At 50.8% G+C, this 24,958-nt stretch carries 24 protein-coding genes and 1 pseudogene; 15 read left to right on the top strand and 10 right to left on the bottom strand.

The features are described from left to right. The first annotated feature begins 60 nt into the window (after window positions 1-60). The 6 genes from HBM92_RS23515 (at window position 61) to fabY (ending at window position 5,313) form a co-directional block, all read left to right on the top strand. Complete coding sequence (locus HBM92_RS23515) at window positions 61-1,410, top strand: MFS transporter (protein WP_001291196.1); 1,350 nt, start codon at window positions 61-63, stop codon at window positions 1,408-1,410. Continuing rightward, on the top strand, window positions 1,400-2,287 hold the full coding sequence (locus HBM92_RS23510; protein WP_001327311.1) for an aldose 1-epimerase: 888 nt from the start codon (window positions 1,400-1,402) through the stop codon (window positions 2,285-2,287). Before HBM92_RS23515 ends, HBM92_RS23510 begins: the two co-directional genes overlap by 11 nt. A 140-nt stretch (window positions 2,288-2,427) precedes the next feature. Then, on the top strand, window positions 2,428-3,027 hold the full coding sequence (gene yihX, locus HBM92_RS23505) for a glucose-1-phosphatase (protein ID WP_001443191.1): 600 nt from the start codon (window positions 2,428-2,430) through the stop codon (window positions 3,025-3,027). Beyond that, window positions 3,021-3,893: a virulence factor BrkB family protein gene (locus HBM92_RS23500; protein WP_000920762.1), complete on the top strand. Its 873-nt coding sequence runs from the start codon at window positions 3,021-3,023 to the stop codon at window positions 3,891-3,893. Before yihX ends, HBM92_RS23500 begins: the two co-directional genes overlap by 7 nt. Continuing rightward, a complete protein-coding gene (gene dtd / locus HBM92_RS23495) occupies window positions 3,890-4,327 on the top strand; it encodes a D-aminoacyl-tRNA deacylase (protein ID WP_000560983.1) in 438 nt (145 codons plus the stop codon). Before HBM92_RS23500 ends, dtd begins: the two co-directional genes overlap by 4 nt. A gap of 44 nt (window positions 4,328-4,371) precedes the next feature. Continuing rightward, window positions 4,372-5,313 carry a fatty acid biosynthesis protein FabY gene (fabY, locus tag HBM92_RS23490; protein WP_001297068.1) on the top strand — a complete coding sequence of 314 codons (942 nt, stop codon included), beginning with the start codon at window positions 4,372-4,374 and terminating at the stop codon, window positions 5,311-5,313. 63 nt (window positions 5,314-5,376) lie between these two features. Here the strand turns inward: fabY and HBM92_RS23485 are convergent, their stop codons facing one another. Then, entirely contained in the window at window positions 5,377-6,285 is a 909-nt protein-coding gene (locus tag HBM92_RS23485; RefSeq protein WP_001305059.1) for an alpha/beta hydrolase, read from the bottom strand. 229 nt (window positions 6,286-6,514) lie between these two features. Here HBM92_RS23485 and HBM92_RS23480 point away from each other — a divergent pair, with 229 nt between their 5' ends. The 4 genes from HBM92_RS23480 to HBM92_RS23465 all read left to right on the top strand — a co-directional run bounded on the left by HBM92_RS23480 (window position 6,515) and on the right by HBM92_RS23465 (window position 8,368). Beyond that, window positions 6,515-6,826 (top strand): hypothetical protein, encoded by a 312-nt coding sequence (locus tag HBM92_RS23480; RefSeq protein ID WP_000897302.1) that lies wholly within the window; start codon window positions 6,515-6,517, stop codon window positions 6,824-6,826. Beyond that, window positions 6,827-7,117 carry a NadS family protein gene (gene nadS / locus HBM92_RS23475; RefSeq protein ID WP_000356397.1) on the top strand — a complete coding sequence of 97 codons (291 nt, stop codon included), beginning with the start codon at window positions 6,827-6,829 and terminating at the stop codon, window positions 7,115-7,117. Window positions 7,118-7,475: 358 nt separating this feature from the next. Next, entirely contained in the window at window positions 7,476-7,754 is a 279-nt protein-coding gene (locus HBM92_RS23470) for a hypothetical protein (protein ID WP_001296612.1), read from the top strand. A gap of 395 nt (window positions 7,755-8,149) precedes the next feature. Further along, window positions 8,150-8,368, top strand: a complete 219-nt coding sequence (locus tag HBM92_RS23465; RefSeq protein WP_001314326.1) for a CopG family transcriptional regulator — start codon at window positions 8,150-8,152, stop codon at window positions 8,366-8,368. 215 nt (window positions 8,369-8,583) lie between these two features. Here HBM92_RS23465 and fdhE read toward each other — a convergent pair whose 3' ends face one another. The 4 genes from fdhE to fdnG are packed head-to-tail and all read right to left on the bottom strand — an operon-like array spanning window position 8,584 to window position 14,107. After that, complete coding sequence (gene fdhE, locus HBM92_RS23460) at window positions 8,584-9,513, bottom strand: formate dehydrogenase accessory protein FdhE (protein WP_000027720.1); 930 nt, start codon at window positions 9,511-9,513, stop codon at window positions 8,584-8,586. Continuing rightward, window positions 9,510-10,145 (bottom strand): formate dehydrogenase cytochrome b556 subunit, encoded by a 636-nt coding sequence (fdoI, locus tag HBM92_RS23455; RefSeq protein ID WP_000829013.1) that lies wholly within the window; start codon window positions 10,143-10,145, stop codon window positions 9,510-9,512. Before fdoI ends, fdhE begins: the two co-directional genes overlap by 4 nt. After that, a complete protein-coding gene (gene fdoH, locus HBM92_RS23450) occupies window positions 10,142-11,044 on the bottom strand; it encodes a formate dehydrogenase O subunit beta (protein ID WP_000331377.1) in 903 nt (300 codons plus the stop codon). The genes fdoI and fdoH overlap by 4 nt, the downstream gene beginning before the upstream one ends. Before the next feature lie 12 nt (window positions 11,045-11,056). Then, complete coding sequence (gene fdnG, locus HBM92_RS23445; RefSeq protein WP_011076705.1) at window positions 11,057-14,107, bottom strand: formate dehydrogenase-N subunit alpha; 3,051 nt, start codon at window positions 14,105-14,107, stop codon at window positions 11,057-11,059. A 193-nt stretch (window positions 14,108-14,300) separates the two neighbouring features. Here fdnG and fdhD point away from each other — a divergent pair, with 193 nt between their 5' ends. The 3 genes and pseudogenes from fdhD (at window position 14,301) to HBM92_RS23430 (ending at window position 17,503) form a co-directional block, all read left to right on the top strand. Next, window positions 14,301-15,134, top strand: a complete 834-nt coding sequence (gene fdhD, locus HBM92_RS23440; protein ID WP_000753585.1) for a formate dehydrogenase accessory sulfurtransferase FdhD — start codon at window positions 14,301-14,303, stop codon at window positions 15,132-15,134. A gap of 87 nt (window positions 15,135-15,221) precedes the next feature. After that, window positions 15,222-15,776: pseudogene (locus HBM92_RS23435) on the top strand (DUF3829 domain-containing protein); the annotation flags it as partial. A gap of 353 nt (window positions 15,777-16,129) precedes the next feature. Further along, complete coding sequence (locus HBM92_RS23430) at window positions 16,130-17,503, top strand: carbohydrate porin (protein ID WP_000749922.1); 1,374 nt, start codon at window positions 16,130-16,132, stop codon at window positions 17,501-17,503. A gap of 40 nt (window positions 17,504-17,543) precedes the next feature. On the opposite strand, the gene rhaM is transcribed toward HBM92_RS23430, so the two are convergent. The 4 genes from rhaM to rhaB all read right to left on the bottom strand — a co-directional run bounded on the left by rhaM (window position 17,544) and on the right by rhaB (window position 21,878). Beyond that, a complete protein-coding gene (gene rhaM, locus HBM92_RS23425; RefSeq protein ID WP_000619492.1) occupies window positions 17,544-17,858 on the bottom strand; it encodes an L-rhamnose mutarotase in 315 nt (104 codons plus the stop codon). A 9-nt stretch (window positions 17,859-17,867) separates the two neighbouring features. Continuing rightward, window positions 17,868-18,692 carry a rhamnulose-1-phosphate aldolase gene (gene rhaD, locus HBM92_RS23420; protein ID WP_001179742.1) on the bottom strand — a complete coding sequence of 275 codons (825 nt, stop codon included), beginning with the start codon at window positions 18,690-18,692 and terminating at the stop codon, window positions 17,868-17,870. Window positions 18,693-19,152: 460 nt separating this feature from the next. Further along, a complete protein-coding gene (rhaA, locus tag HBM92_RS23415) occupies window positions 19,153-20,412 on the bottom strand; it encodes an L-rhamnose isomerase (RefSeq protein ID WP_001305053.1) in 1,260 nt (419 codons plus the stop codon). Then, the gene (gene rhaB / locus HBM92_RS23410; RefSeq protein WP_000144110.1) at window positions 20,409-21,878 is read right to left on the bottom strand and encodes a rhamnulokinase; all 1,470 of its coding nucleotides are present in this window, start codon (window positions 21,876-21,878) and stop codon (window positions 20,409-20,411) included. The genes rhaA and rhaB overlap by 4 nt, the downstream gene beginning before the upstream one ends. 287 nt (window positions 21,879-22,165) lie before the next feature. On the opposite strand from rhaB, the gene rhaS reads away from it, so the two are divergent. Both rhaS and rhaR read left to right on the top strand, forming a co-directional pair. Beyond that, complete coding sequence (gene rhaS, locus HBM92_RS23405) at window positions 22,166-23,002, top strand: HTH-type transcriptional activator RhaS (protein WP_000217158.1); 837 nt, start codon at window positions 22,166-22,168, stop codon at window positions 23,000-23,002. 73 nt (window positions 23,003-23,075) lie between these two features. Continuing rightward, a complete protein-coding gene (rhaR, locus tag HBM92_RS23400) occupies window positions 23,076-23,924 on the top strand; it encodes an HTH-type transcriptional activator RhaR (RefSeq protein WP_001298410.1) in 849 nt (282 codons plus the stop codon). On the opposite strand, the gene rhaT is transcribed toward rhaR, so the two are convergent. Then, window positions 23,921-24,955: an L-rhamnose/proton symporter RhaT gene (rhaT, locus tag HBM92_RS23395; protein WP_000063507.1), complete on the bottom strand. Its 1,035-nt coding sequence runs from the start codon at window positions 24,953-24,955 to the stop codon at window positions 23,921-23,923. The two genes, rhaR and rhaT, sit on opposite strands and share 4 nt — an antisense overlap. Window positions 24,956-24,958: the final 3 nt, after the last annotated feature.

Here is a 24,958-nt window from a genome sequence, read left to right as displayed (position 1 = left end):
AAACTGCCCACGTTTAGTGGTTCGTATCCCAGATTTCTCGCCTACCAGGAGAGGAAAATTATGTCTGAAAAGTTACCCGCACCGCGTGAAGGGCTTTCCGGTAAAGCCATGAGACGTGTCGTTATGGGCAGTTTCGCAGGCGCGTTAATGGAATGGTATGACTTCTTTATTTTTGGCACGGCAGCAGGACTGGTATTTGCACCGCTGTTTTATCCAGACAGCGATCCTTTTATAGGTCTTATAGCTTCCTTTGCGACCTTTGGTGTCGGTTTTCTGACTCGTCCTTTAGGTGGCATCGTCTTTGGTCATTTTGGCGATAAAATAGGGCGAAAAATAACGCTTATCTGGACGTTGGCTATTGTCGGTTGCTCCACATTTTTGATTGGTTTTATTCCGACGTATCAGGAAATTGGGATCTGGGCACCGCTCATATTAATGGTGCTACGTTTAATTCAGGGCTTTGGTCTTGGTGGCGAGTACGGCGGAGCGGCATTGATGACCATAGAATCAGCGCCCGAATCCCGACGCGGATTTTTAGGTTCACTCCCGCAAACGGCTGCGTCTGTGGGTATTATGCTGGCAACCGGTATTTTTGCTCTCTGTAACCATTTTCTTACTTCGGAGCAGTTTCTCTCCTGGGGATGGCGCATTCCGTTTTGGCTTTCTGCGGTGATGTTGATCGTTGGGCTGTTTATCCGCCTGCATACCGAAGAAACGCTGGATTTTCAAAAGCAAAAAACGACGAATAATAAAGAAAAGTCCGTTCCTCCGTTGATTGAATTATTCAAAAAACATCCACGAAATATTTTATTGGCACTGGGTGCGAGGCTGGCGGAAAGTGTCTCCTCTAATATTATTAACGCCTTTGGTATTGTCTATATTTCCAGCCAATTAGCATTGTCGCGAGATATTCCCCTGACGGGTATGTTGATTGCCTCGGCGATCGGTATTTTCAGTTGTCCATTGGTTGGATGGTTATCAGATCGTATAGGTCAAAAAAGTCTGTATTTGTCGGGAGCAGGATTTTGTGTCCTGTTCGCGTTTCCTTTCTTCTTATTACTGGATAGCAAAAGTACGCTCATCATCTGGTGCAGTATGATCCTCGGCTACAACTTAGGTCCGACGATGATGTTTGCCGTGCAGCCAACACTTTTCACCCGCATGTTCGGTACCAAAGTACGATATACCGGCCTTTCTTTTGCTTATCAATTTTCCGCGATTCTTGGCGGACTAAGCCCCCTTATCGCCTCAAGTTTGCTGGCGCTAGGGGGAGGAAAACCGTGGTATGTCGCTCTGTTTTTATTTGCTGTCTCAGTTCTTTCCTTTGTTTGCGTCTGGCTGATTGAGCCGACCGATGAACAAGAAACCGCTTCTTACCGCTACATCAGGGAACAATCTCATGAAAACTGAACGAAAAAACGAGCATTACCTGGCGCTACAACAGGCGTTTGACGCGCCATGGCCTGGGCCTGTAGGAGAGTTAGTGATGCTGGAAAAAGGCAATATTCACCTGCAGATTTATCCGCATGATGGTGCCAGGATAACCTCGTTAAAGGCATTTGGTTCTGAAGTATTACGCCAATGGCAGCCGCAGCGCAGAGCTTTTCAGTATGGCTGTTTCCCAATGGTGCCGTGGGCAGGGCGACTGGGGAATGCGACGCTGAATGCTGGTGGGCAATGTTATTCTTTACCCGCCAATAAACCACCACATGCGTTGCATGGTATGGCTTGTTACTCAACGTGGGAAATCATCGACAAAACAGCAGATTCCCTGACTTTACGTATGCCCCTGGCTTCACCGTGGCCCTGGCAAGGGGAAGTGATTCAGACTTTTTTGCTGGAGAACGATGCGCTGGTTTTGCAACTGGAAGTCCATTCATATGCCGATACATTCCCGGCCTCCGCAGGCTGGCATCCGTGGTTTGCGAAAAAGCTGACTCCGCAAAATACAGAATCGTTGCAGGTGCTTTTTGATGCGGACTGGCAAGAAGAAGCGGGTAGTGATGAACTGCCAACTGGAAATCGTATCTCTCCTCAAGTTGGTCCCTGGGATGACTGTTTTGGTTTTTATGACGGGGTGAAGGTTAAGTTACTGTGGCCTGGTAAACTCGCGATGACCATGACCTCTTCTGCAAACAGTCTGGTGGTATTTGATAAACAGCCCGATGCCACCTGTATTAACCCGCTGACTCAGGCACCTAACGCAATAAATCTAACGCCGGAATTTGTGACACCAGATAAGCCGCTGGTCATCGAAACTCGTTGGCAATTTACACCTGAATCTTAACCATTCATCTATTGCGAAAAAGCCAGTGAAATTACTCTGCTTTTTCGCAATCAGCATCACAAGATTACCCTTATTGCCACATAGCCAAACCCATCCTTTCCCGCTACAGTTAATTTCTTGTGGCGCGAAAGGAGGCAAAAATGCTCTATATCTTTGATTTAGGTAATGTGATTGTCGATATCGACTTTAACCGTGTGCTGGGAGCCTGGAGCGATTTAACGCGTGTTCCACTGGCTACGCTTAAGAAGAGTTTCCACATGGGCGAGGCGTTTCATCAGCATGAGCGTGGGGAAATTAGCGACGAAGCGTTTGCAGAGGCACTGTGTCATGAGATGGCCCTGCCGCTAAGCTATGAGCAGTTCTCCCACGGTTGGCAGGCGGTATTTGTTGCGCTACGACCGGAAGTGATCGCCATCATGCATAAACTGCGTGAGCAGGGGCATCGCGTGGTGGTGCTTTCCAATACTAACCGCCTGCATACTACCTTCTGGCCGGAGGAATACCCGGAAATCCGTGATGCTGCTGACCATATCTATCTGTCGCAAGACTTGGGTATGCGCAAACCTGAAGCACGAATTTATCAGCATGTTTTGCAGGCAGAAGGTTTTTCACCCAGCGATACGGTCTTTTTCGACGATAACGCCGATAATATAGAAGGAGCTAATCGGCTAGGCATTACTAGTATTCTGGTGAAAGATAAAACCACCATCCCGGACTATTTCGCGAAGGTGTTATGCTAAAAACCATTCAGGACAAAGCCAGGCATCGTACCCGTCCACTATGGGCCTGGCTAAAACTACTCTGGCAACGCATTGATGAGGACAACATGACAACCCTGGCAGGTAACCTTGCCTATGTGTCGTTGCTCTCATTAGTGCCGCTGGTTGCCGTTGTTTTTGCGCTTTTCGCCGCTTTTCCCATGTTTTCCGACGTCAGCATTCAGTTGCGTCACTTTATTTTTGCCAACTTTCTGCCTGCTACTGGCGATGTTATCCAGCGATATATCGAACAGTTTGTCGCCAATTCCAACAAAATGACCGCCGTCGGGGCGTGCGGGCTGATCGTCACGGCGTTATTGTTGATGTACTCCATCGATAGCGCGTTGAATACCATCTGGCGCAGTAAACGAGCGCGACCCAAAATTTACTCGTTTGCCGTGTACTGGATGATTTTAACGCTGGGGCCGCTGTTGGCAGGGGCCAGTCTGGCGATCAGCTCCTATCTGCTCTCTCTGCGCTGGGCGAGCGATCTCAATACTGTCATCGATAATGTGTTGCGTATTTTTCCGCTGCTGTTGTCGTGGATCTCTTTCTGGCTGCTGTACAGCATCGTTCCTACCATCCGTGTACCTAACCGCGACGCGATTGTCGGCGCGTTTGTCGCCGCGCTCCTGTTCGAAGCAGGAAAGAAAGGTTTCGCGCTTTATATCACCATGTTCCCATCATATCAGCTCATTTACGGTGTGCTGGCGGTGATCCCCATTCTCTTTGTTTGGGTCTACTGGACATGGTGTATCGTCTTGCTTGGCGCGGAAATTACTGTCACTCTCGGGGAATACCGCAAATTAAAACAAGCTGCTGAACAAGAAGAAGACGACGAACCATGATTGCATTAATTCAACGCGTAACCCGTGCCAGCGTCACCGTGGAGGGAGAAGTGACGGGTGAAATTGGCGCGGGACTTTTGGTGTTATTGGGTGTCGAAAAGGATGACGACGAACAGAAAGCAAACCGTCTGTGCGAGCGTGTGCTCGGCTACCGCATCTTTAGCGATGCCGAAGGCAAGATGAATCTCAACGTGCAACAGGCGGGCGGCAGTGTACTGGTGGTTTCCCAGTTTACCCTTGCCGCAGATACCGAACGGGGGATGCGCCCAAGTTTCTCCAAAGGCGCATCACCGGATCGCGCAGAGGCGTTATATGACTATTTCGTCGAACGCTGCCGTCAGCAAGAGATGAACACGCAAACAGGACGCTTCGCTGCGGATATGCAGGTATCGCTGGTCAATGATGGCCCCGTGACATTCTGGTTGCAGGTATGAGCCAGCTTCCAGGGTTGTCACGGGAAACAAGAGAGAGTATCGCTATGTATCACCTTCGGGTTCCACAAACAGAAGAAGAATTAGAGCGTTACTATCAGTTTCGCTGGGAAATGTTGCGTAAGCCCCTGCATCAACCAAAAGGTTCGGAACGCGACGCGTGGGATGCGATGGCGCATCACCAGATGGTCGTCGACGAGCAGGGTAATCTGGTAGCGGTAGGCCGACTGTATATTAATGCCGACAATGAAGCGTCCATTCGCTTTATGGCCGTTCATCCCGACGTGCAGGACAAAGGGTTAGGCACGCTGATGGCGATGACCCTGGAGTCGGTGGCACGTCAGGAAGGCGTTAAGCGCGTGACCTGTAGCGCCCGTGAAGACGCGGTGGAGTTTTTCGCCAAGCTGGGGTTTGTTAATCAGGGTGAAATCACCACGCCAACCACCACGCCGATTCGCCATTTTTTGATGATTAAACCCGTCGCCACTCTGGATGATATTTTGCATCGCGGCGACTGGTGCGCGCAGCTGCAACAGGCGTGGTACGAACATATCCCGCTAAGCGAAAAAATGGGCGTGCGCATTCAGCAATATACCGGGCAAAAATTTATCACCACCATGCCGGAAACAGGCAATCAGAATCCGCATCACACGCTGTTTGCCGGGAGTTTATTCTCGCTGGCAACGCTCACTGGTTGGGGGCTTATCTGGCTGATGCTGCGCGAACGCCACCTCGGCGGAACGATTATTCTGGCGGATGCGCATATCCGCTATAGCAAACCGATTAGCGGAAAACCCCATGCGGTAGCCGACCTTGGTGCCTTAAGTGGCGATCTCGACCGTCTGGCGCGCGGACGAAAAGCACGGGTGCAGATGCAAGTAGAAATCTTTGGCGACGAGACGCCGGGTGCAGTGTTTGAAGGCACGTATATCGTTCTGCCCGCGAAGCCATTTGGTCCGTATGAAGAGGGCGGAAACGAAGAAGAGTAGGGGCGTTTTACTTGACTGAAAAGGTTTTCAATCTGAAAACCTTTTCTGGGCCCTGGTCCGGAGTTACCTTCCCGCTCTCCAGGCAACATCCCGTAGCGCCGATCGCGCAGCCTCACTGATACCACCTAACTGAAAAAATCCGTGGATAACGCCAAGGTAGCGTTGGCAGGTGCATTGCACTCCTTGCCCTGTCATGCGGTGATACAACGCTTCACCTTCATCGCAAAGTGGGTCGTATTCAGCGGTAATGATATGTACAGGTGGCAAGCCATTGAAATCATTGCGCCAAATAGGGCTGGCTTCAGGATGCCTGCGTTCAATGCCTGGCAGGTACATCTCAAAGCCGCTCAGTAAAGTGTCGCGTGTGATGATGTAATCGTGACCATTGCGTATGTAGCTTTCGAAATGCCCAGTCGCATCAAGCATAGGATAAATTAAGATGAGTTGTGCTGGTTGCCACTCGCCAGCACGCTTCAATCGCAAAGCAGTTACCAGCGCCAGATGCCCGCCCGCACTGTCACCGGCAAGAGTTATTCGTTGTTTATCAACGCCGAGTCGTTCGGCGTGTTGCCGGACTAATTCTGCACCTCGTTGTGCATCATCATGGGCGGCGGGGAAAGTATGTTCCGGTGCCAGCCGATACTGGACGGCAATAATCCGACATTGCCCGTAATAGGCTAACTGGCGCAGCTGGTTGTCGTGAGTTGCGAACCCGCCGCTAACAAAACAGCCACCGTAGTAATAAATTATCGTCGGGAGTAATGTCGGGGCATTCAGCGGTGACACTATTCGTAAGGTCATCCCTTCAAGTTCGATAGTCTGAATATCTACCCGCGTTTCTGTCTCACCCGCAAGGACAGCGCTGGCGATATAGCCCTCTCTGCGCTGCGTAATACTTTGTTGGCGCGATGAGGGGCGACCCGCAGCGATAAACTCTTCGACTAACTCTGCAATTCCTTTTTCCAGTGCCATAGTAGAACTCATTTTTGCTGTATGAATGTACAGTTTTATACACCCGTTTTTGCTGGATGGATACAGGGAAATTCACGGGCGTGAAAAATCTGGAAAGCGCCTCGCAAATGTAAAGACAAACCCGGCAGAGACGTGGTTTTGCTGGAGCACTATCAGTAAGCTAGTGGTTTCAATGGTACGTCAATGACGTACAAAAAGGATTGTTACTCTAAGCCAATGGCGTATAATTATGCTCTTCATCGAAACGGAAATTTTTACTGAAGATGTTCAAAAACTGCTGAACGACGATGAATTCAGTCGTTTTCAGTTTTTCCTGGCCTTGAATCCTGACTATGGTGAGGTAATACCTGAAACTGGTGGGTTAAGAAAGGTTCGATGGGTCTCAGGAGGAAAGGGGAAACGTGCTGGTGTCAGGGTTATTTACTTTCATCAGGTTAAACATTATGAGATCAGATTACTGCTTATTTATCGTAAGGGTATTAAAGATGATCTGTCTCCCCAGGAAAAAGCAATGCTCCGGTTGTTAAATACGAGGTGGTAAATGGATAAGGCACTTTTTGAGCGGTTGACTCACAGCATGGCCCAGATGAATGAAATTATTGAAGGAACGCGACAGCCTTCACGGACTTTTGAAGTTGATGCTATGAAAATCAAAGAAATACGCCGCGCTTCAGGGTTGTCACAATCTAAATTTGCCGATCTTATTTCCGTAAGCGTAGACACGTTGCGTAACTGGGAGCAGGGGCGACGTTCACCGACCGGGCCTGCAAAGGCTTTGCTGCGAGCGATTGCCAATGATCCGCAACATGTGCTGCAAGCACTTAACCGTTAGAGGCATGGTTATGCCATACAGAAAGCACCAGCATTCAGAACTCCTATGAAAGCGGCATAGTGCCGCCTGCTCAGGAGTTTTGCTATGACCCGTAATCGTGCTGAACGTCGCCATCATATGGTGCGATTAAAAAAAATCCGCTGTCGTTATCGCACTGCAGGCGATGGAAGCAAAAAAGCATCAGGTATTTGCTTTCGTACTCCCTGTATTTGTTCTTGTTGGATGTGTGGGCATCGACGCTATCATAATGGTCCCCGCGTATCGGAAATTCGTGCAAAAGCACGCTATGCGAATTAAGGGAAAATGATGAACTATTTTAAGGAAGCACATTTTTAGAACTCTTAACAGGAGACTAAAAATGTCCACGTTTAATACGCGTAAAGATAGGGATCGTAATGGTAAAGCGAAGCCGCATAAGCATTCAGGGATCCCAACACTTACAGGTAAATGGCGTCACCCTTCAATGGATTGTTGGGTAAACTACAGTACACCGGGCGATCATGAATGGAAGCGGCTCTATACTACGCTTCGCCGTCGCGCAGATGATCGACGCCAATGTCATCGGGTAATGCAGGGGGATGATCCGGAAGGAATCGTCTGGTTCCCGGACTGTTATCCACAAATTTACTACTACTAACAATTAAAGACCGGTTGGTGCGGCACTGACCGGTCGTTATGAATGGTAGATTTCACCTTAAACCCTGGTGCGGTAAAGCTGCTGACTTTTTCGGGTACACCATCCTGATGAAGCAAATGAAGACCCAATCAAAAAATATTCTTGAATATAAAATATTTATAGCATCCATAATTCATCCTTATTATTTGTTGTTTCTTTTCTGTAGATGTGCCCCCGCTTAATTAAAAGTAATAAACCATTTTTGAGTAACAATTGAAATAACTGAAACTGTTACATTATCTTTGGATGCCGTCTCGCAAAAACAAAACAATATGAAAAAATCCGCTTTCGTTAATTAACTTTCCGGCGTAATTTTCGCACATACATTAATGAGTAATATATGTAAGGTGGTGGTAATGGCGATGAATACGGTTTTTCTTCATTTATCAGAAGAGGCAATTAAACGGCTGAACAAGCTTCGGGGATGGCGTAAGGTTTCGCGCTCTGCAATTTTACGCGAAGCGGTAGAGCAATATCTGGAGCGGCAGCAATTTCCGGTGCGTAAGGCAAAAGGCGGCAGGCAAAGGGACGAGGCAGTTGGTGTTGAAGAACTATGTAAGCAGCATAAGGAATGACAAAAGTTTTTTTATTCATGAATATAAAAAACCAGATGCCCTTATTCTGGTATTAATACAAGGCTGTTTTACTTGAACTTATAATAACTGCAACTGTTACATCATATCTGGAAAACGCCTCGCGAAATACGAGAGATTTTGCGGGAATAGCAGGTGTCGTCACACCCTATGAGCTGTAATCCGGGCGACCAGCGCCACCCGGAAAACGTCAGAGATTACTCCCCTTCACCCGGAAACAGGAACGGGTTAATGGAACTACGGGCATAGCCTTCTTGCTCCATTCGCGCGTCCAGTACCAGAGAGGCGAGGTCATCTGCCACGGCTTCAACTTTCGGTTCTTTTTCCTGATAAAGAATCTTCAGGTAAGTGCCGCAGTCATCGCAGCTTTCGGCTTTAATCGCGGCCTGTTCGTCATCCAGCGACCAGTAATGCAGTTTGCCGCTTTGTTCACAGTTGCTGCATTTTACGCGCACTACGTGCCATTCAGTTTCACACAGGTTGCAGTGCAGGTAACGCAGACCCTGAGTGGTGCCAATTTGCACCATGCTGGACACCGGCATAGAGCCACATACCGGGCAATATTGACGTTGTTCGCCGTATTCAGCGCGGGCTTTGCCGGGGATCAGATTAGCCATCTGCGCCCAGTAGAGCGACAGCGCAGCCCAGATAAACGGCGCTTTATCGCTGCTGACGGACGAGAAATCAGAGGCAAACAGTGCGCTGGCCATATCTTCCAGCTCCTGAGTCGATGCCTTCTCCAGATTCTCAATCACTGCCAGCGCCGGGCCGCTCATTTCAGGTTTCAGCTCAGCAATCAGCGCCATCAGCAGCTTTTGCCAGTGCTTATCACGCGGCAGAACGTGAATATCCAGCGGGGGCTTGCCTTGTGCGCTGGCTTCTTTAATGCGCGTGGTCAGATCCATCTCCAGCGGATGGTCGTACAGCACCACTTCCTGGGCGTGGGCGATAAGCGCAGCAAAGCGCAGGTAATCACCCAGCGGATTATTTTCTGCCAGCTCGCGCAGACGCTCGGCGCGGCGGTTGTATAAATTCTTGAGCCGAGGGAACAATAACGGCGGAATCATATCCGCCGTACGTTTCTCGCTCGAACCCAGCTCATCTTGCGGGATTATGCGAATACTCATTCAGCTTTCTTTTCCGTTGTCTTGCGGACCTCACGGTACCAGCGCGGGTGATGTTTCTTTGCCCATGCGCTGGTCACCCATCCTTCCACCATGGCGGTAATCGTGCCTTTCACCCAAAGGGCGGCGTAGATATGCACCATGATAACCACAATTAACGCCACTGCGGCAAATGAATGCAGCATTAACGCGAATCGGATCACCGGGATTGAGAAAGCAGGCGCAAAATAAGGACGCCAGATAATCACGCCGCTCACCAGCAACAGGACCAGGAAAATAATCGCCGCCCAGAAAACGCATTTCTGACCGAAGTTATAACGCCCGGTGTCACCTACTTCCTCGTTGACGACGATCTTACGAATATTCTTCGCCCAAAAGATATCATCCCGATTGATTAGGTTGTGATGCCAGTAACGGAAAAACATGATGATGAACGAGGCAAACATAACCACGCCGACAAACGGGTGCAGAATGCGCGCCAGCTGCGGTGTGCCCATGATTTGCATCAACCAGTTGAAGGACGGGAACAAAAAGCCCAGCCCGCTCACCGCCGCCAGGATGAAGCAGAAGGCGGTGATCCAGTGGTTGATACGTTCCGGCGCGGTGTAGCGCACGATGGTGTCACGTCGTTTCATTTGCGCTCCTCGTCTTTCTCTTCGTGCAGATTATTCTCTTCCTCATCCGCACGGTTCGGACCGACACCCACGTAGTGGAAGATACTGGCTGCGAAGGTAGCCGCAAAGCCAACAGCTGCGAGCGGTTTCCAGATGCCTTTCCAGAATTTCACGGTTTCGCTGATTTCCGGGTTCTCCGGCAAGCCATGATACAGATTTGGCTTGTCAGCATGGTGCAGCACGTACATAACATGTGTACCACCGACGCCTGCCGGGTCGTACAAACCCGCATTGTCGTAACCACGGGTTTTCAGCTCCGCCACGCGCTCGCTCGCCAGCGTTTTCATCGACTCTTTCGTACCGAAGTGAATCGCGCCCGTTGGGCAGGTCTTCACGCAGGCCGGTTCTTGCCCAACCACCACGCGGTCAACGCACAGCGTACATTTGTAGACGCGGTTGTCTTCCGGGTTGAGGCGCGGAATGTCGAACGGACAGCCCGCAATGCAATAACCGCAGCCGATGCACTGCTCGGACTGGAAGTCGACGATACCGTTGGCATACTGAATAATTGCCCCTTCCGCCGGGCACGCTTTCAGGCAGCCTGGATCGGAACAGTGCATACAGCCGTCTTTGCGGATCAGCCATTCCAGTTTGTCGTTCTGCTCCACTTCCGAGAATCGCATCACCGTCCACGATTTGGCACTTAAATCATTGGGGTTGTCGTACACCCCAATGTTATTGCCGACGGTATCGCGAATGTCGTTCCACTCTGAACACGCCACCTGACAGGCTTTACAGCCGATACAGGTGGTAACGTCGATGAGTTTCGCCACTTCTTCCTGGAAGTCCCGCGCCTGAGGCGCGGGGGTCAGACCGTTAGTCGCGGAACGACGAATGATATCTTGCGATTGATAAGCCATATGTCGTCTCCGTTACACCTTTTCCACATTCACAAGGAAGGACTTAAACTCCGGCGTCTGCGTGTTCGCATCACCGACGAATGGCGTCAACGTATTGGCAATAAAGCCTTTTTTCGCAACACCTTCATAGCCCCAGTGAATAGGAATACCGATGGTATCGATATCTTTGCCGTTTGCTTTCAGCGTGCGAATACGTTTGGTCACTACCGCTTTGGCTTTGATATAGCCACGGTTGGAGGAGACTTTCACAGTATCGCCCTGGGCAATGCCAAGTTTATTCGCCAGCGACTCCCCGATTTCCACAAACTGCTCTGGTTGCAAAATCGCGTTCAACAGCGCGTGTTTGGTCCAGTAGTGGAAGTGCTCGGTCAGACGATAGGTGGTTCCGACATACGGGAACTTATCGGCTTTACCTAATGCTTCGGCATCGTCTTTAAAGATACGCGCCGCCGGATTCGAGATAACGTTTGGATGCAGCGGGTTAGTTCCCAGCGGCGTTTCAAACGGCTCGTAGTGTTCCGGGAACGGACCTTCCGCCATCTTATCGAGGGCAAACAGACGTCCCATGCCTTCCTGCTGCATGATAAACGGCCCTACGCCGCTGCCCGGAGGCGCTGCGCTGTAATCCGGAATATCCCAGCCGGTCCACTTAGTGCCGTCCCATTTCAGCAACTGACGCTTCGGATCCCACGGGTTACCCTGCGGATCTGCGGAGGCGCGGTTATACAGAATGCGGCGGTTAAGCGGCCATGCCCATGCCCAGCCCAGCGTGTTACCGAGGCCAGACGGATCGGCGTTATCACGACGCGCCATCTGGTTGCCTTCCGGCGTCCAGCTACCGGCGAAAATCCAGCAGCCACAGGAGGTTGTGCCGTCATCGCGCAGTTGGGCGAACGAGCTAAGTTGTTGGCCTTTCTTGACGATAACCGCACCGGTTGCCGGGTCGGTAATATCGGCCAGCGCTTTGCCGTTGCTCTCCATTGCCACTTCTTCTGAAGATGGCTCATGCGGAATGGCGTAGTTCCAGGTCATGTTCAGCACCTGGTCCGGGTTCGCGCCACCCTGTTCGGCATACATCTTGCGCAAGCGCAGGAAGATACCGGAGAGGATCTCGCCATCAGTCAGCGCAATCCCCGGGGCGTCCGCACCTTTCCAGTGCCACTGTAACCAGCGACCTGAGTTAACGATAGAACCGTTCTCTTCCGCGAAGCAGGTCGATGGTAGACGGAACACTTCGGTCTGGATCTTCGACGAGTCAACTTCGTTCAGCTCACCGTGGTTCTGCCAGAAGTTAGAGGTTTCAGTGTTCAGCGGGTCGATAGTCACGAGGAATTTCAGCTTCGACAGACAGCCGATCACTTTGTTTTTGTTCGGGAATGAGGCAACAGGGTTAAAGCCCTGGCAGATATAGCCATTGACCTTGCCTTCTTTCATCATCTCGAAGTATTGCAGGACGTCGTAGCCTTTATCCCACTTCGGCAACCAGTCAAAGCCCCAGCTATTTTCCGCCGTCGCTTTATCACCAAAGAATGCCTTCATCATAGAGACGAAGAATTTCGGGTAGTTGCCCCAGTAGTTAACCTGGCCTTCCAGCAGTGGTTTCGGCGTGTTGGCGGTAAGGTAAGTTTGCAGATCGGTCTGCTTCTCGCTTGGCAGCGTCATGTAACCTGGCAGACTCTGCGACAGTAGCCCCAGGTCCGTCAGCCCCTGAATATTGGAGTGACCGCGCAGGGCGTTAACGCCGCCGCCTGCCATCCCCATGTTGCCGAGCAGCAGCTGGATCATCGCCATCGTACGAATGTTTTGCGCACCAATGGAGTGTTGCGTCCAGCCGAGGGCGTAGAGGAACGACGCTGTTTTATCGTGAGCACTGGTTTCGGCGATGTATTCGCAGACTTTCAGGAACGCGTCTTTTGGCGTACCGCAGATGTTTTCAACCACATCTGGCGTATAACGGGAAACGTGCTGTTTCAGCAAGTTCCACACGCAACGTGGATGTTGCAGGGTAGTATCACGTTTGGCGAAGCCGTTTTCGTCCAGTTCGTAAGTCCAGGTGGACTTATCGTACTTGCGTTTTTCCGCGTCGTAGCCGGTGAACAGGCCATCTTCAAAGCCGTAATCCTCACGCACGATCAGGCTGGCGTTGGTATAGGCTTCGGTGTATTCGCGGTTGAATTTTTCATTGTTCAGCAGGTACAGCAATACGCCTGACAGGAAAGCAATGTCAGTACCGGAACGGATAGGGGCATAGTAGTCAGCCACCGCCGCTGTACGTGTAAAGCGAGGATCGATCACAATCAGCTTCGCGCCGTTGTGAATTTTGGCTTCCATCGCCCAGCGGAACCCGACCGGGTGAGCTTCAGCGGCGTTACCGCCCATCACCACGACGAGGTTGGCATTCTTGATGTCGACCCAGTGGTTGGTCATCGCACCGCGACCAAATGTTGGAGCAAGACTTGCTACCGTTGGTCCGTGTCAGACACGCGCCTGGTTGTCGACCGCGAGCATACCCAGCGCGCGGGAGAATTTTTGCGTTAAATAGCCGGTTTCGTTGCTCGACGCGGAAGCACACAGCATTCCGGTGGAGAGCCAGCGGTTAACAGTCGCGCCTTCGGCGTTTTGCGCAATGTAGTTCGCATCGCGGTCTTCTTTCATCAGTTTGGCGATGCGATCAAACGCCTCTTCCCAACTGATTTGTTGCCATTTATCAGAACCTGGCGCACGGTATTCCGGAAACTTCAGGCGGCTTTCGGAGTGGATGAAATCCACCAGGCCAGCGCCTTTCGGACAAAGTGCTCCGCGGTTGACCGGGTGATCCGGGTCACCTTCGATATGGAAGATAGATGCTTTGGCGTTTTTTGCTCCGTCACCGAGGCTGTACATCAACAGCCCACAGCCTACGGAACAATAGGTGCAGGTATTACGGGTTTCGCGGGTGCGCAGCAGTTTATACTGCCGGGTTTCCGCGAGTGCTACGCTGGGTGCAAAACCCAGTGCCGCTGCCGTGGTGCCTGCCATACCGCCAGCGCAGATCTTAAAGAACTGCCTTCTGCTGACCTGCATGGATTGCTCCTTGTTTCGACATTGTCACGTCCCATTTACATTCGCTTGCTGCGTGTGCAGGGAGTGGGAGTTATTTTTCTTTGCGGAAGGGGCCGCAAAGGTCCAGAATTGGCTCAATTTCCCTCCATCCAGGAAGGGTTTGTAGCAGAATACCATAATGTTGGTGTGTGTGTTCTTATCTGGTTAATAGAAAGTGAAAAAAACACAGCAAAAAGAAATCGAGAATGTGACAAATATCACAGGTGTTCGTCAAATTGAGTTATGGCGGCGTGATGATTTACAACACCCACGGTTAGATGAGGTGGCGGAAGAAGTTCCCGTTGCGCTGGTCTACAACGGCATTTCGCACGTGGTGATGATGGCGTCGCCCAAAGACCTTGAGTACTTTGCGCTCGGTTTTTCGCTTTCCGAAGGAATTATCGAAAGCCCGCGCGATATCTTCGGCATGGATGTCGTTCCTTCCTGTAATGGCCTGGAAGTACAAATTGAGCTTTCCAGCCGCCGCTTTATGGGGTTGAAGGAGCGCCGCCGGGCGCTGGCGGGACGTACGGGCTGTGGCGTATGCGGTGTAGAACAGCTTAACGATATCGGTAAACCGGTGCAGCCGCTGCCGTTCACCCAGATGTTTGATCTCAACAAACTGGATGATGCATTACGTCATCTCAATGATTTCCAGCCAGTGGGGCAACTGACTGGTTGTACTCACGCCGCTGCCTGGATGTTGCCATCTGGCGAACTGGTCGGCGGGCATGAAGACGTGGGTCGCCATGTGGCGCTGGACAAACTGTTAGGCCGCCGGTCACAAGAAGGGGAAAGCTGGCAGCAAGGTGCGGTGCTGGTTTCCAGCCGTGCCAGTTATGAAATGGTGCAAAAGTCGGCGATGTGCGGCGTAGAGATTTTGTTTGCGGTGTCTGCCGCGACCACACTTGCTGTAGAAGTGGCTGAGCGCTGTAATCTGACGCTGGTGGGCTTTTGTAAACCGGGTCGGGCAACGGTTTATACCCATCCGCAGCGTTTGAGCAATTAATTAAAATAAGTCCTGTGATATATATTAAATTGCAGGACTTATTCATTTCGTGAATTTTGTTATTTTTTCATAAACAAAACGCGTGTAGTGGCGTTAACGCCTGCGCTGCAACCTATTGATGGCGTGGCGGTGAGTTATATTGATGCTGCCGTAGCGTTGGGTAATACCATTAACGAAATGGATAAATATTACACCCAGGAAAATTATAAAGACGATGCGTTTGCGAAAGGGAAAACATTCCACTACTACTCTCTGGCAGTCATGATTTCAGCGAAACAAATTAATAACCTGATATCGCAAGATAAGTTTGATGCAGAAGCGGCAATGAAGAAAGTGTCTGAACTGGAAACGCTGGTGGCGCAAGCCAAAGAAGCGGATAAAAGCGGCATGAATTTCTCGTTTATTAATTCGGCAGGCCAGTATCAACTCGAGGCTAAAAAATACGTTCGCCGCATCAGAGATAAAGTCCTGCACTCTGACTGGGATAAAGAGCAACTTCAGGACGCAAACTCAAGCTGGATGGCCGAAGACTCATTTCCACGAGCGTTATGCGATTACAACGAAATGGTCGATGAAATATTACAGTTAATTGTAATCGCGGGGCGGGTTTGTGATGAGCACGGATATGTCACGAAGTCGTAACAATATAAAGCAGAGTGAAGGATAAATTTTGTGAATAAAGTATCATTATTTAATGATTTTGTGAATGTTAAAATGTCTCAGATAATTTGTTTAAGCGTTATTTATATTTGTGGCTTATGAGTCAGCGTGAATCATATCTAATATTTTTTACGATATTTAGTTAAAAACGGCACTATTGTTATATTCCTCACGTTCCAGGAAATCAGCGGATTTACTCATATTATGCGGCGGGATACTATCCATCGGCCTGCTGAAGTTGGATTAAAAATTCGAAAGTGCACACCTTATATTTCTCTATATACGTATTCCTTTTGGAAAGCGTAGGGTCTCCTTTATTTCAGGGAACGTAAATAATGAAAAAATCGACATTATCTTTAGCCATCGGTTTATTATTGGCATGTAGTACCGGTATGGCAAAAACACAGCATTTAACGCTGGAACAACGCCTGGAAGCGGCAGAAATGCGGGCAGCAAAAGCAGAGGGGCAGGTTAAACAGCTTCAGACACAACAAGCCGCCGAGATCCGCGAAATTAAAACCGCACAGGGCAACACGCCGGTAAACGGTCAATCAACGACGGAGTCAGAGAAGAAAAACGCCACCCCGCCTAATCTCCTGCTTTCAGGGTATGGCGATTTAAAAATCTACGGTGACGTAGAATTTAATATGGATGCGGAAAGTAATCATGGCCTGCTGGCAATGACCAACGCTGATGTGAATAGCGATCCCACTAATGAACAGTGGAATCTCAATGGTCGTATTCTGTTAGGTTTTGATGGTATGCGAAAACTGGATAATGGCTATTTCGCTGGGTTCTCCGCACAACCGCTGGGGGATATGCACGGTTCAGTAAATATCGATGATGCGGTTTTCTTCTTTGGCAAAGAAAACGACTGGAAGGTCAAAGTAGGCCGTTTTGAAGCCTACGATATGTTCCCGCTGAATCAGGATACCTTTGTTGAACATTCCGGTAATACTGCGAACGATCTTTATGACGATGGCAGCGGTTATATCTATATGATGAAAGAGGGCCGCGGACGTTCTAACGCTGGCGGTAATTTCCTCGTCAGCAAACAACTCGATAACTGGTATTTTGAATTAAACACGTTACTGGAAGACGGAACATCTTTATATAACGACGGTAATTATCATGGACGCGATATGGAACAGCAGAAAAATGTTGCTTATCTGCGTCCGGTAATTGCCTGGTCGCCGACGGAAGAATTCACCGTTTCCGCAGCGATGGAAGCGAATGTGGTAAATAATGCTTATGGTTATACCGATAGCAAGGGTAATTTTGTCGATCAGTCCGATCGTACCGGTTATGGCATGAGTATGACCTGGAATGGCCTGAAAACCGATCCGGAAAATGGCATCGTGGTTAATCTTAATACCGCCTATTTAGATGCTAATAATGAAAAAGATTTCACGGCAGGGATTAACGCGCTGTGGAAACGTTTCGAGCTGGGTTATATCTATGCACATAATAAGATTGATGAATTTAGTGGCGTGGTTTGTGATAACGATTGCTGGATTGATGATGAAGGAACATACAACATTCACACCATTCATGCGTCTTATCAGTTCGCTAATGTGATGGATATGGAGAACTTTAATATTTACCTCGGCACGTATTACTCCATTCTGGATAGCGACGGCGATAAGATACACGGCGACGATAGTGATGACCGTTACGGCGCACGCGTTCGCTTTAAATACTTCTTCTGATGAAAGGGCGGTGCTGGATATTTTCCGGCACCGCAACTCATTAAGGCAGGTAAAACACTTCTTGCAGTTCGCTACTGACTGGGCTGTTATCCGCATTAGCGGGCATAACGTCGGTCATATATTTCCACCAACGTTGGCAAACATCTGTACTGGCAACCGCATTCCACCGTTCTTCAGATTCAATCTCTACCGTGGCAAATAGCAGATTATGCGCTTTGTCGAGATAGATGGCGTAGTTATGCGCACCGTGAGATTTCAGCACTGCTTCCAGTTCCGGCCAGATGGGATTATGCCGACGCTGATACTCTTCGTGGGCGTCGGGGTTTACCTGCATGACAAAGGCTTTGCGGATCATGTTTGCTCCTTACAGCGCCAGCGCACTGGCGAGTGGTGTAACGCCGAAACGCTGGCCGAGCGCTATCAACTCTTCACGGCTGATGGTCTGTTTCATGCCGCCCATCGAATAAACCTTCACTAATATTTGTGCTGATTTTTCTGCGGTGTCGATTAAACCGAAGGTTTCATCCAGTGTCGGTCCGGAACCGAACACACCGTGGAAGGGCCACAACATCAGCGAATGTTTTTGCATCTCTTGTGCAGTTGCCTGGCCGATTTCGTCCGTGCCGGGTACCATCCACGGCAGAATGCCAACGCCATCCGGGAATACCACCAGACACTCGGTGCTGCCTTCCCACAGTTGGCGAGTGAAGACCGCGGTGTCGTTTTCCAGCACGTAGGTGAGAGCGATCAGGTTAGTGGCGTGGCAGTGCATGATCACCCGATCTTTGCCGTTGGTGGCTTTAATGCGCTCGCAGTGGGAAAGGAAGTGAGCTGGAAGTTCGGAAGTGGGGACGGCTTCGTTGGTTAACCCCCAAAGAATGTGGTAGCCCGCGCCGTCGCTGTCGACTTTTACGATGCCTAAGTTAGCCGCAGGATCAAGCTGGACGTTACGGAAGAATTTGCCGGAGCCGGTGACAATAAACGGTGTATTTGCCAGTAAAGGCATGGGCTGGCTGAGCGGGATATAGCGCGGTTGTTGGTGAAAATTGTCGTGATATGGTGCGATATCGGCGTCATCCAGGCGCAGCGTCAGGTTGCCGCCGTTGCGCTCGTCCCAGCCTTTCAGCCAGGCATCGGTGGTGGCTTTGATCATTCCCTGGACAAACCAGGACTGGGTTATGTTTTGCATGTTCTGTGTTCCTGTTAATTGGACGTCCGTGCCTGTTGCCGGATGTACGATCTGTAGGCCGGATAAGGCACTCATGCCGCATCCGGCAATCAATGCCTGATGCGACGCTGTCGCGTCTTATCAGGCCTACAACTGCTGCTGACCCGTAGGCCGGATAAGGCACTCGTGCCGCATCCGGCAATCAATGCCTGATGCGACGCTGTCGCGTCTTATCAGGCCTACAACTGTTGCTGACCCGTAGGCCGGATAAGGCACTCGTGCCGCATCCGGCAATCAATGCCTGATGCGACGCTGTCGCGTCTTATCAGGCCTACAACTATTGCCGACCCGTAGGCCGGATAAGGCACTTGTGCCGCATCCGGCAATCAATGCCTGATGCGACGCTGTCGCGTCTTATCAGGCCTACAACTATTGCCGACCTGTAGGCCGGATAAGGCACTTGTGCCGCATCCGGCAGTGTTTACCCGCGGCGACTCAAAATTTCTTTCTCATAAGCCCGCACGTTCTCCAGCCATTCGCTACCCGCTGGCGTATCGTGACGCTGACAATACATTTCCCATACCGCCTGCCACGGCAACGATTTCTGCTCTTCCAGTAGCGCCAGACGCGCAGTGTAATCGCCCGCCGCTTCCAGCTTGCGCAGCTCAGCGGTAGGTTCCAGTAACGCACGTAGCAGGGCTTTTTTCATATTGCGTGTACCAATGACCCACGCGGCAATGCGGTTGATAGAGGCATCGAAGAAGTCGAGGCCGATATGCACCCGGTCAAACAGATCGTGACGAACAATCTCACTGGCAATCGCCTGGGTTTCATCATCCAGCAGCACTACGTGATCGCTGTCCCAGCGAACCGGACGGCTGACGTGCAGTAGCAACTGCGGCACATACAGCATGGCGGCGGAAATCTTGTCGGAAATCACTTCAGTCGGGTGGAAATGCCCGGCGTCCAGGCACAGCGCCGTCTGGCGGCTGGTGGCATACCCCATGTAAAACTCATTGGAGCCAACCGTGTAACTCTCCGCGCCAATGCCAAACAATTTGCTCTCAACGGCGTCGATATGGTGCGCCGGATCCAGCTTCTCGCTGATCACCTCATCCAGAGCTGCCAGCAGACGCTGGCGCGGGGCGAGACGGTCAACGGTGATATCTTTCATGCCATCCGGGATCCAGATGTTCATCACCGACGGTGTGCCGAGTTGCTCGCCAAAATAGGCTGAAACACGGCGGCTGGCCTTGCAGTGATCAATCCAGAACTGGCGAATACTGTCGTCGGCATGGGAAAGCGTAAAGCCATCGGCGCTTAGCGGATGCGAAAAACAGGAGGGGTTAAAATCCAGACCGAGCTGATTGGTTTTCGCCCATTCAACCCAGTTTTTGAAGTGCTCTGGTTTGATCTGGTCGCGCGCGACGGGCGTGTCTGATTCCAGATAGATGGCATGTAAATTAAGCCGTTTCGGCCCCGGAATAAGCCGCATAGCCTGTTCCAGATCGGCACGTAGCTCGCTGGCATTACGCGCTTTGCCCGGATAATTACCAGTAGCCTGAATCCCACCGGTCAGCGAACCTTCCGGGTTTTCAAAACCGGAAACATCATCGCCCTGCCAGCAGTGCATTGAAACGGGTAAACGATCAAGTTGGCGCAGTGCCTCCTCGACATCAATCCCTACTGCCGCGAAACGCTGTTTCGCCAGCTCCCAGGCCTGTTCCAGTTGAGTGGTCATGCGCAAAGCTCCTTTGTCTGTCGTGTAGAGTGAATCTGCGCCACATAGTGGGCAATTTCACTGTCAGGATTAGGGGTAAAGGTGGTCAGATTCGCGGTAGTGCTGACGACCTGACGGAAATCATCCACATTGTTGAGTTCATCCAGCGTCATTAACTGGATGCCGATATTGCCGAGCGTCGAGGCTTCAACAGGCCCGGCGATCACCCGAATACCGCAGGCATCGGCACACAGCTGGTTGAGCAGCGTGTTCTGGCAGCCGCCGCCGACAATATGCAGTTGCGAGAAATCTTCACCACGCAGCTGCGCCAGCTCATGCAACACATCGGCATACAGCAGCGCCAGACTGTCGAAAATACAGCGCGCCAGTTCAGCATCACTTTCCGGGATCGGTTGCGCCGTTTCCCGACACGCAGCCTGAATTTCGCTGCACATCTCGTCAGGATTAATAAAGCGATCGTCATTGGGATTGATGATGAAGCGGCAGGCCGGAAGTGCCTGTGTTGCGGCGATAAGCGCCGGAAGATCGTTGATTTGCCGCTCCTGAAGCACTCGCTGAAGCAGCCATAAGCCCATAATATTTTTCAGCACCCGATAGCGACCTTCCGCCCCGCCTTCGTTGGTGATATTGGCTGCCAGCGCCGTGTCATTGGTAAATGGCGTCTGGCTTTCGAAGCCCATCAATGACCAGGTGCCAGAAGAGAGATAAGCGGCGCGTGAACCGTTTAACGGCGAGGCGATAACCGCGCTGGCGGTATCATGGCTGGCAACGGCGACCACCGGAATCTCATTACCCTGTGGGCAAATCCAGTGACCTATGACATTACCCGGATGCGTCGGGCGACCAAACCAGGCTTTGTTGGCACCGCTCCACGCCAGTAGCGACTCGTCCCAGTCGTCGCTATTGATATTGACCAGTTGCGTGGTCGTGGCGTTGGTATATTCCCAGTTCATCTTGCCGGTCAGGCGATAACTAAAGTAATCCGGTATCAGCAAAGCGTGAGCAATGTGTGGAATAAGTTCTGGTTGCTGCTCTGTCAGTGCACGTAGCTGATAGATCGTATTGAAGGGCAGAAACTGGATGCCGCTACGTTGATAAATATCGCGTTTGCCGAGTTGTTGTTGTGCCTGCGCCATTAGGCCATTGGTGCGGCTATCGCGATAAGCAACGGGCAGGCCCACACGCTGACCCTGTTGGTCGAGCAGCACAAAGTCCACGCCCCAGGTATCAATCCCAATGCTATCGATACGAATCCCTTCCTCGCACACCTTGTTTAATCCAAGGCGAATGGCACTTTCCAGGCTATCCACATTCCAGGTGACATAACCGTTCTGGCTATGCAGGCCATTGTTAAAACGATGGATTTCGCGCAGCGTCAGGCTGCGGCATTCACGCTCGTAACGCGCCAGCATCACGCGCCCACTGGATGCGCCGAGATCGACGGCGACACAATTGCGAAAGGTCATAATGTGATCCTGCTGAATTTCATTACGACCAGTCTAAAAAGCGCCTGAATTCGTGACCTTCTCGTTACTGACAGGAAAATGGGCCATTGGCAACCAGGGAAAGATGAACGTGATGATGTTCACAATTTGCTTCATTGTGGTGATGTGATGCTCACCGCATTTTCTGAAAATTCACGCTGTATCTTGAAAAATCGACGTTTTTTACGTGGTTTTCCGTCGAAAATTTAAGGTAAGAACCTGACCTCGTGATTACTATTTCGCCGTGTTGACGACATCAGGAGGCCAGTATGACCGTATTACATAGTGTGGATTTTTTTCCGTCTGGTAACGCGTCCGTGGCGATAGAACCCCGGCTTCCGCAGGCGGATTTTCCTGAACATCATCATGATTTTCATGAAATTGTGATTGTCGAACATGGCACGGGTATTCATGTATTTAATGGGCAGCCCTATACCATCACCGGTGGGACGGTCTGTTTCGTACGCGATCATGATCGGCATCTGTATGAACATACCGATAATCTGTGTCTGACCAATGTGCTGTATCGCTCGCCGGATCGATTTCAGTTTCTCGCCGGGCTGAATCAGTTGCTGCCACAAGAGCAGGATGGGCAGTATCCGTCTCACTGGCGTGTTAACTACAGCGTATTGCAGCAGGTGCGACAGCTGGTTGCACAGATGGAACAGCAGGAAGGGGAAAATGATTTACCCTCGACCGCCAGTCGCGAGATCTTATTTATGCAATTATTGCTCTTGCTGCGTAAAAGCAGTTTGCAGGAGAACCTGGAAAACAGCGCATCACGTCTCAACTTGCTTCTGGCCTGGCTGGAGGACCATTTTGCCGATGAGGTGAATTGGGACGCTGTGGCGGATCAATTTTCTCTTTCATTGCGTACGCTGCATCGCCAGCTTAAGCAGCAAACGGGGCTGACGCCTCAGCGTTACCTGAACCGCCTGCGACTGATGAAAGCCCGACATCTGCTACGCCACAGCGAGGCCAGCGTTACTGACATCGCCTATCGCTGCGGATTCAGCGACAGTAACCACTTTTCGACGCTTTTTCGCCGAGAGTTTAACTGGTCACCGCGTGATATTCGTCAGGGACGGGATGGTTTTCTGCAATAACGCGAATCTTCTCAACGTATTTGTACGCCATATTGCGAATAATCAACTTCGTTCTCTGGCCGAGGTAGCCACGGTGGCGCATCAGTTAAAACTTCTCAAAGATGATTTTTTTGCCAGCGACCAGCAGGCAGTCGCTGTGGCTGACCGTTATCCGCAAGATGTCTTTGCCGAACATACACATGATTTTTGTGAGCTGGTGATTGTCTGGCGCGGTAATGGTCTGCATGTACTCAACGATCGTCCTTATCGCATTACCCGTGGCGATCTCTTTTATATTCATGCTGACGATAAACACTCCTACGCTTCCGTTAACGATCTGGTTTTGCAGAATATTATTTATTGCCCGGAGCGGCTGAAGCTGAATCTTGACTGGCAGGGAGCGATTCCGGGATTTAGCGCCAGCGCAGGGCAACCACACTGGCGCTTAGGTAGCGTGGGGATGGCGCAGGCGCGGCAGGTTATCGGTCAGCTTGAGCATGAAAGTAGTCAGCATGTGTCGTTTGCTAACGAAATGGCTGAGTTGCTGTTCGGGCAGTTGGTGATGTTGCTGAATCGCCATCGTTACACCAGTGATTCGTTGCCGCCAACATCCAGCGAAACGTTGCTGGATAAGCTGATTACCCGGCTGGCGGCTAGCCTGAAAAGTCCCTTTGCGCTGGATAAATTTTGTGATGAGGCATCGTGCAGTGAGCGCGTTTTGCGTCAGCAATTTCGTCAGCAGACTGGAATGACCATCAATCAATATCTGCGACAGGTCAGAGTGTGTCATGCGCAATATCTCCTCCAGCATAGCCGCCTGTTAATCAGTGATATTTCGACCGAATGTGGCTTTGAAGATAGTAACTATTTTTCGGTGGTGTTTACCCGGGAAACCGGGATGACGCCCAGCCAGTGGCGTCATCTCAATTCGCAGAAAGATTAATTCGCCATGCCGATGCCGACGATGTTAGCGGCGACAATAATCACCACACAACCGAGGCTCAACACCGTTACCGGACGGCGTCCTGCATTGTTCCACTCTTTCAGCACCAGCCCGACGATACCGCCGCACAATACATAGAAGCTCATATGCAGCATCCAGCTGATGTAGTCATACTGCGCCGGAATGCGGGCGTGGCCCCAGGCATAGAAAAAGAATTGCAGATACCACATCAACCCGCCCAGTGCTGAGAGTAACACATTGTGAATGATCAGCGGTTTTGCCAGCGAGAAGTCGGCTTTTAGCGACAAATCTTTCACTTTTGCCAGACGAATGAAGCAGAAGCCGAGGTTGATGATTGCGCCGCCGCCCATGATGACAACATAGCTTGGCAGAGCGACATACAGGGGATCGACGCCCAGCGCGGCAGCGGCTTCATGCATCGGTTTTGCGGCGTTCATCGCAAAGGACATCCCGGCAGAGAAAATGCCGCACATCACCGCCAGCACCAGCCCTTTTTTCAGATTGAACTCTTCGGCTTTAATGCCCATCTTGCGCTCTTTCAACTGCCCGGCGCGAGTTACAATCCCTACGCCAATCAGCGCCACCAGAACGCCGAGCAACGTCATGCGTCCGCCTTCGGTATTAATCAGCACATCGAAATTGCCGTTGATAATTGGCGTCATCAGCGTACCGACAATCAACGTAATGCCAATGGCGATGCCAATTCCCATCGACATGCCGAGATAACGCATGGTCAGGCCGTAGTTGATATTACCGATCCCCCACATAGCGCCGAACAGAAAAACAGGCAGCAGCGTAGAGAGACTAAACGAGCTGTAATACGCCCAGAAATTCGGTAGTAACAGGGCGCTGATGGCCCACGGCAGGATAATCCACGAAACAATCCCACCGACTGACCACATGGTTTCCCATGACCATTTTTTTACTTTTTTGAACGGAGCGTAAAAACAGGCTGCACTGGCCGCGCCGATCAAATGCCAAAATATCCCCATCGTAATCGCGTTACTCATCTT

Origin of the sequence: Escherichia sp. E.sYA108, from assembly GCF_011754335.1 — a bacterium.
GTDB lineage: Bacteria > Pseudomonadota > Gammaproteobacteria > Enterobacterales > Enterobacteriaceae > Escherichia > Escherichia coli.
The sequence above is the reverse complement of the archived record's forward strand: the minus strand, read 5'-3'. Positions and strand labels throughout refer to the sequence as shown.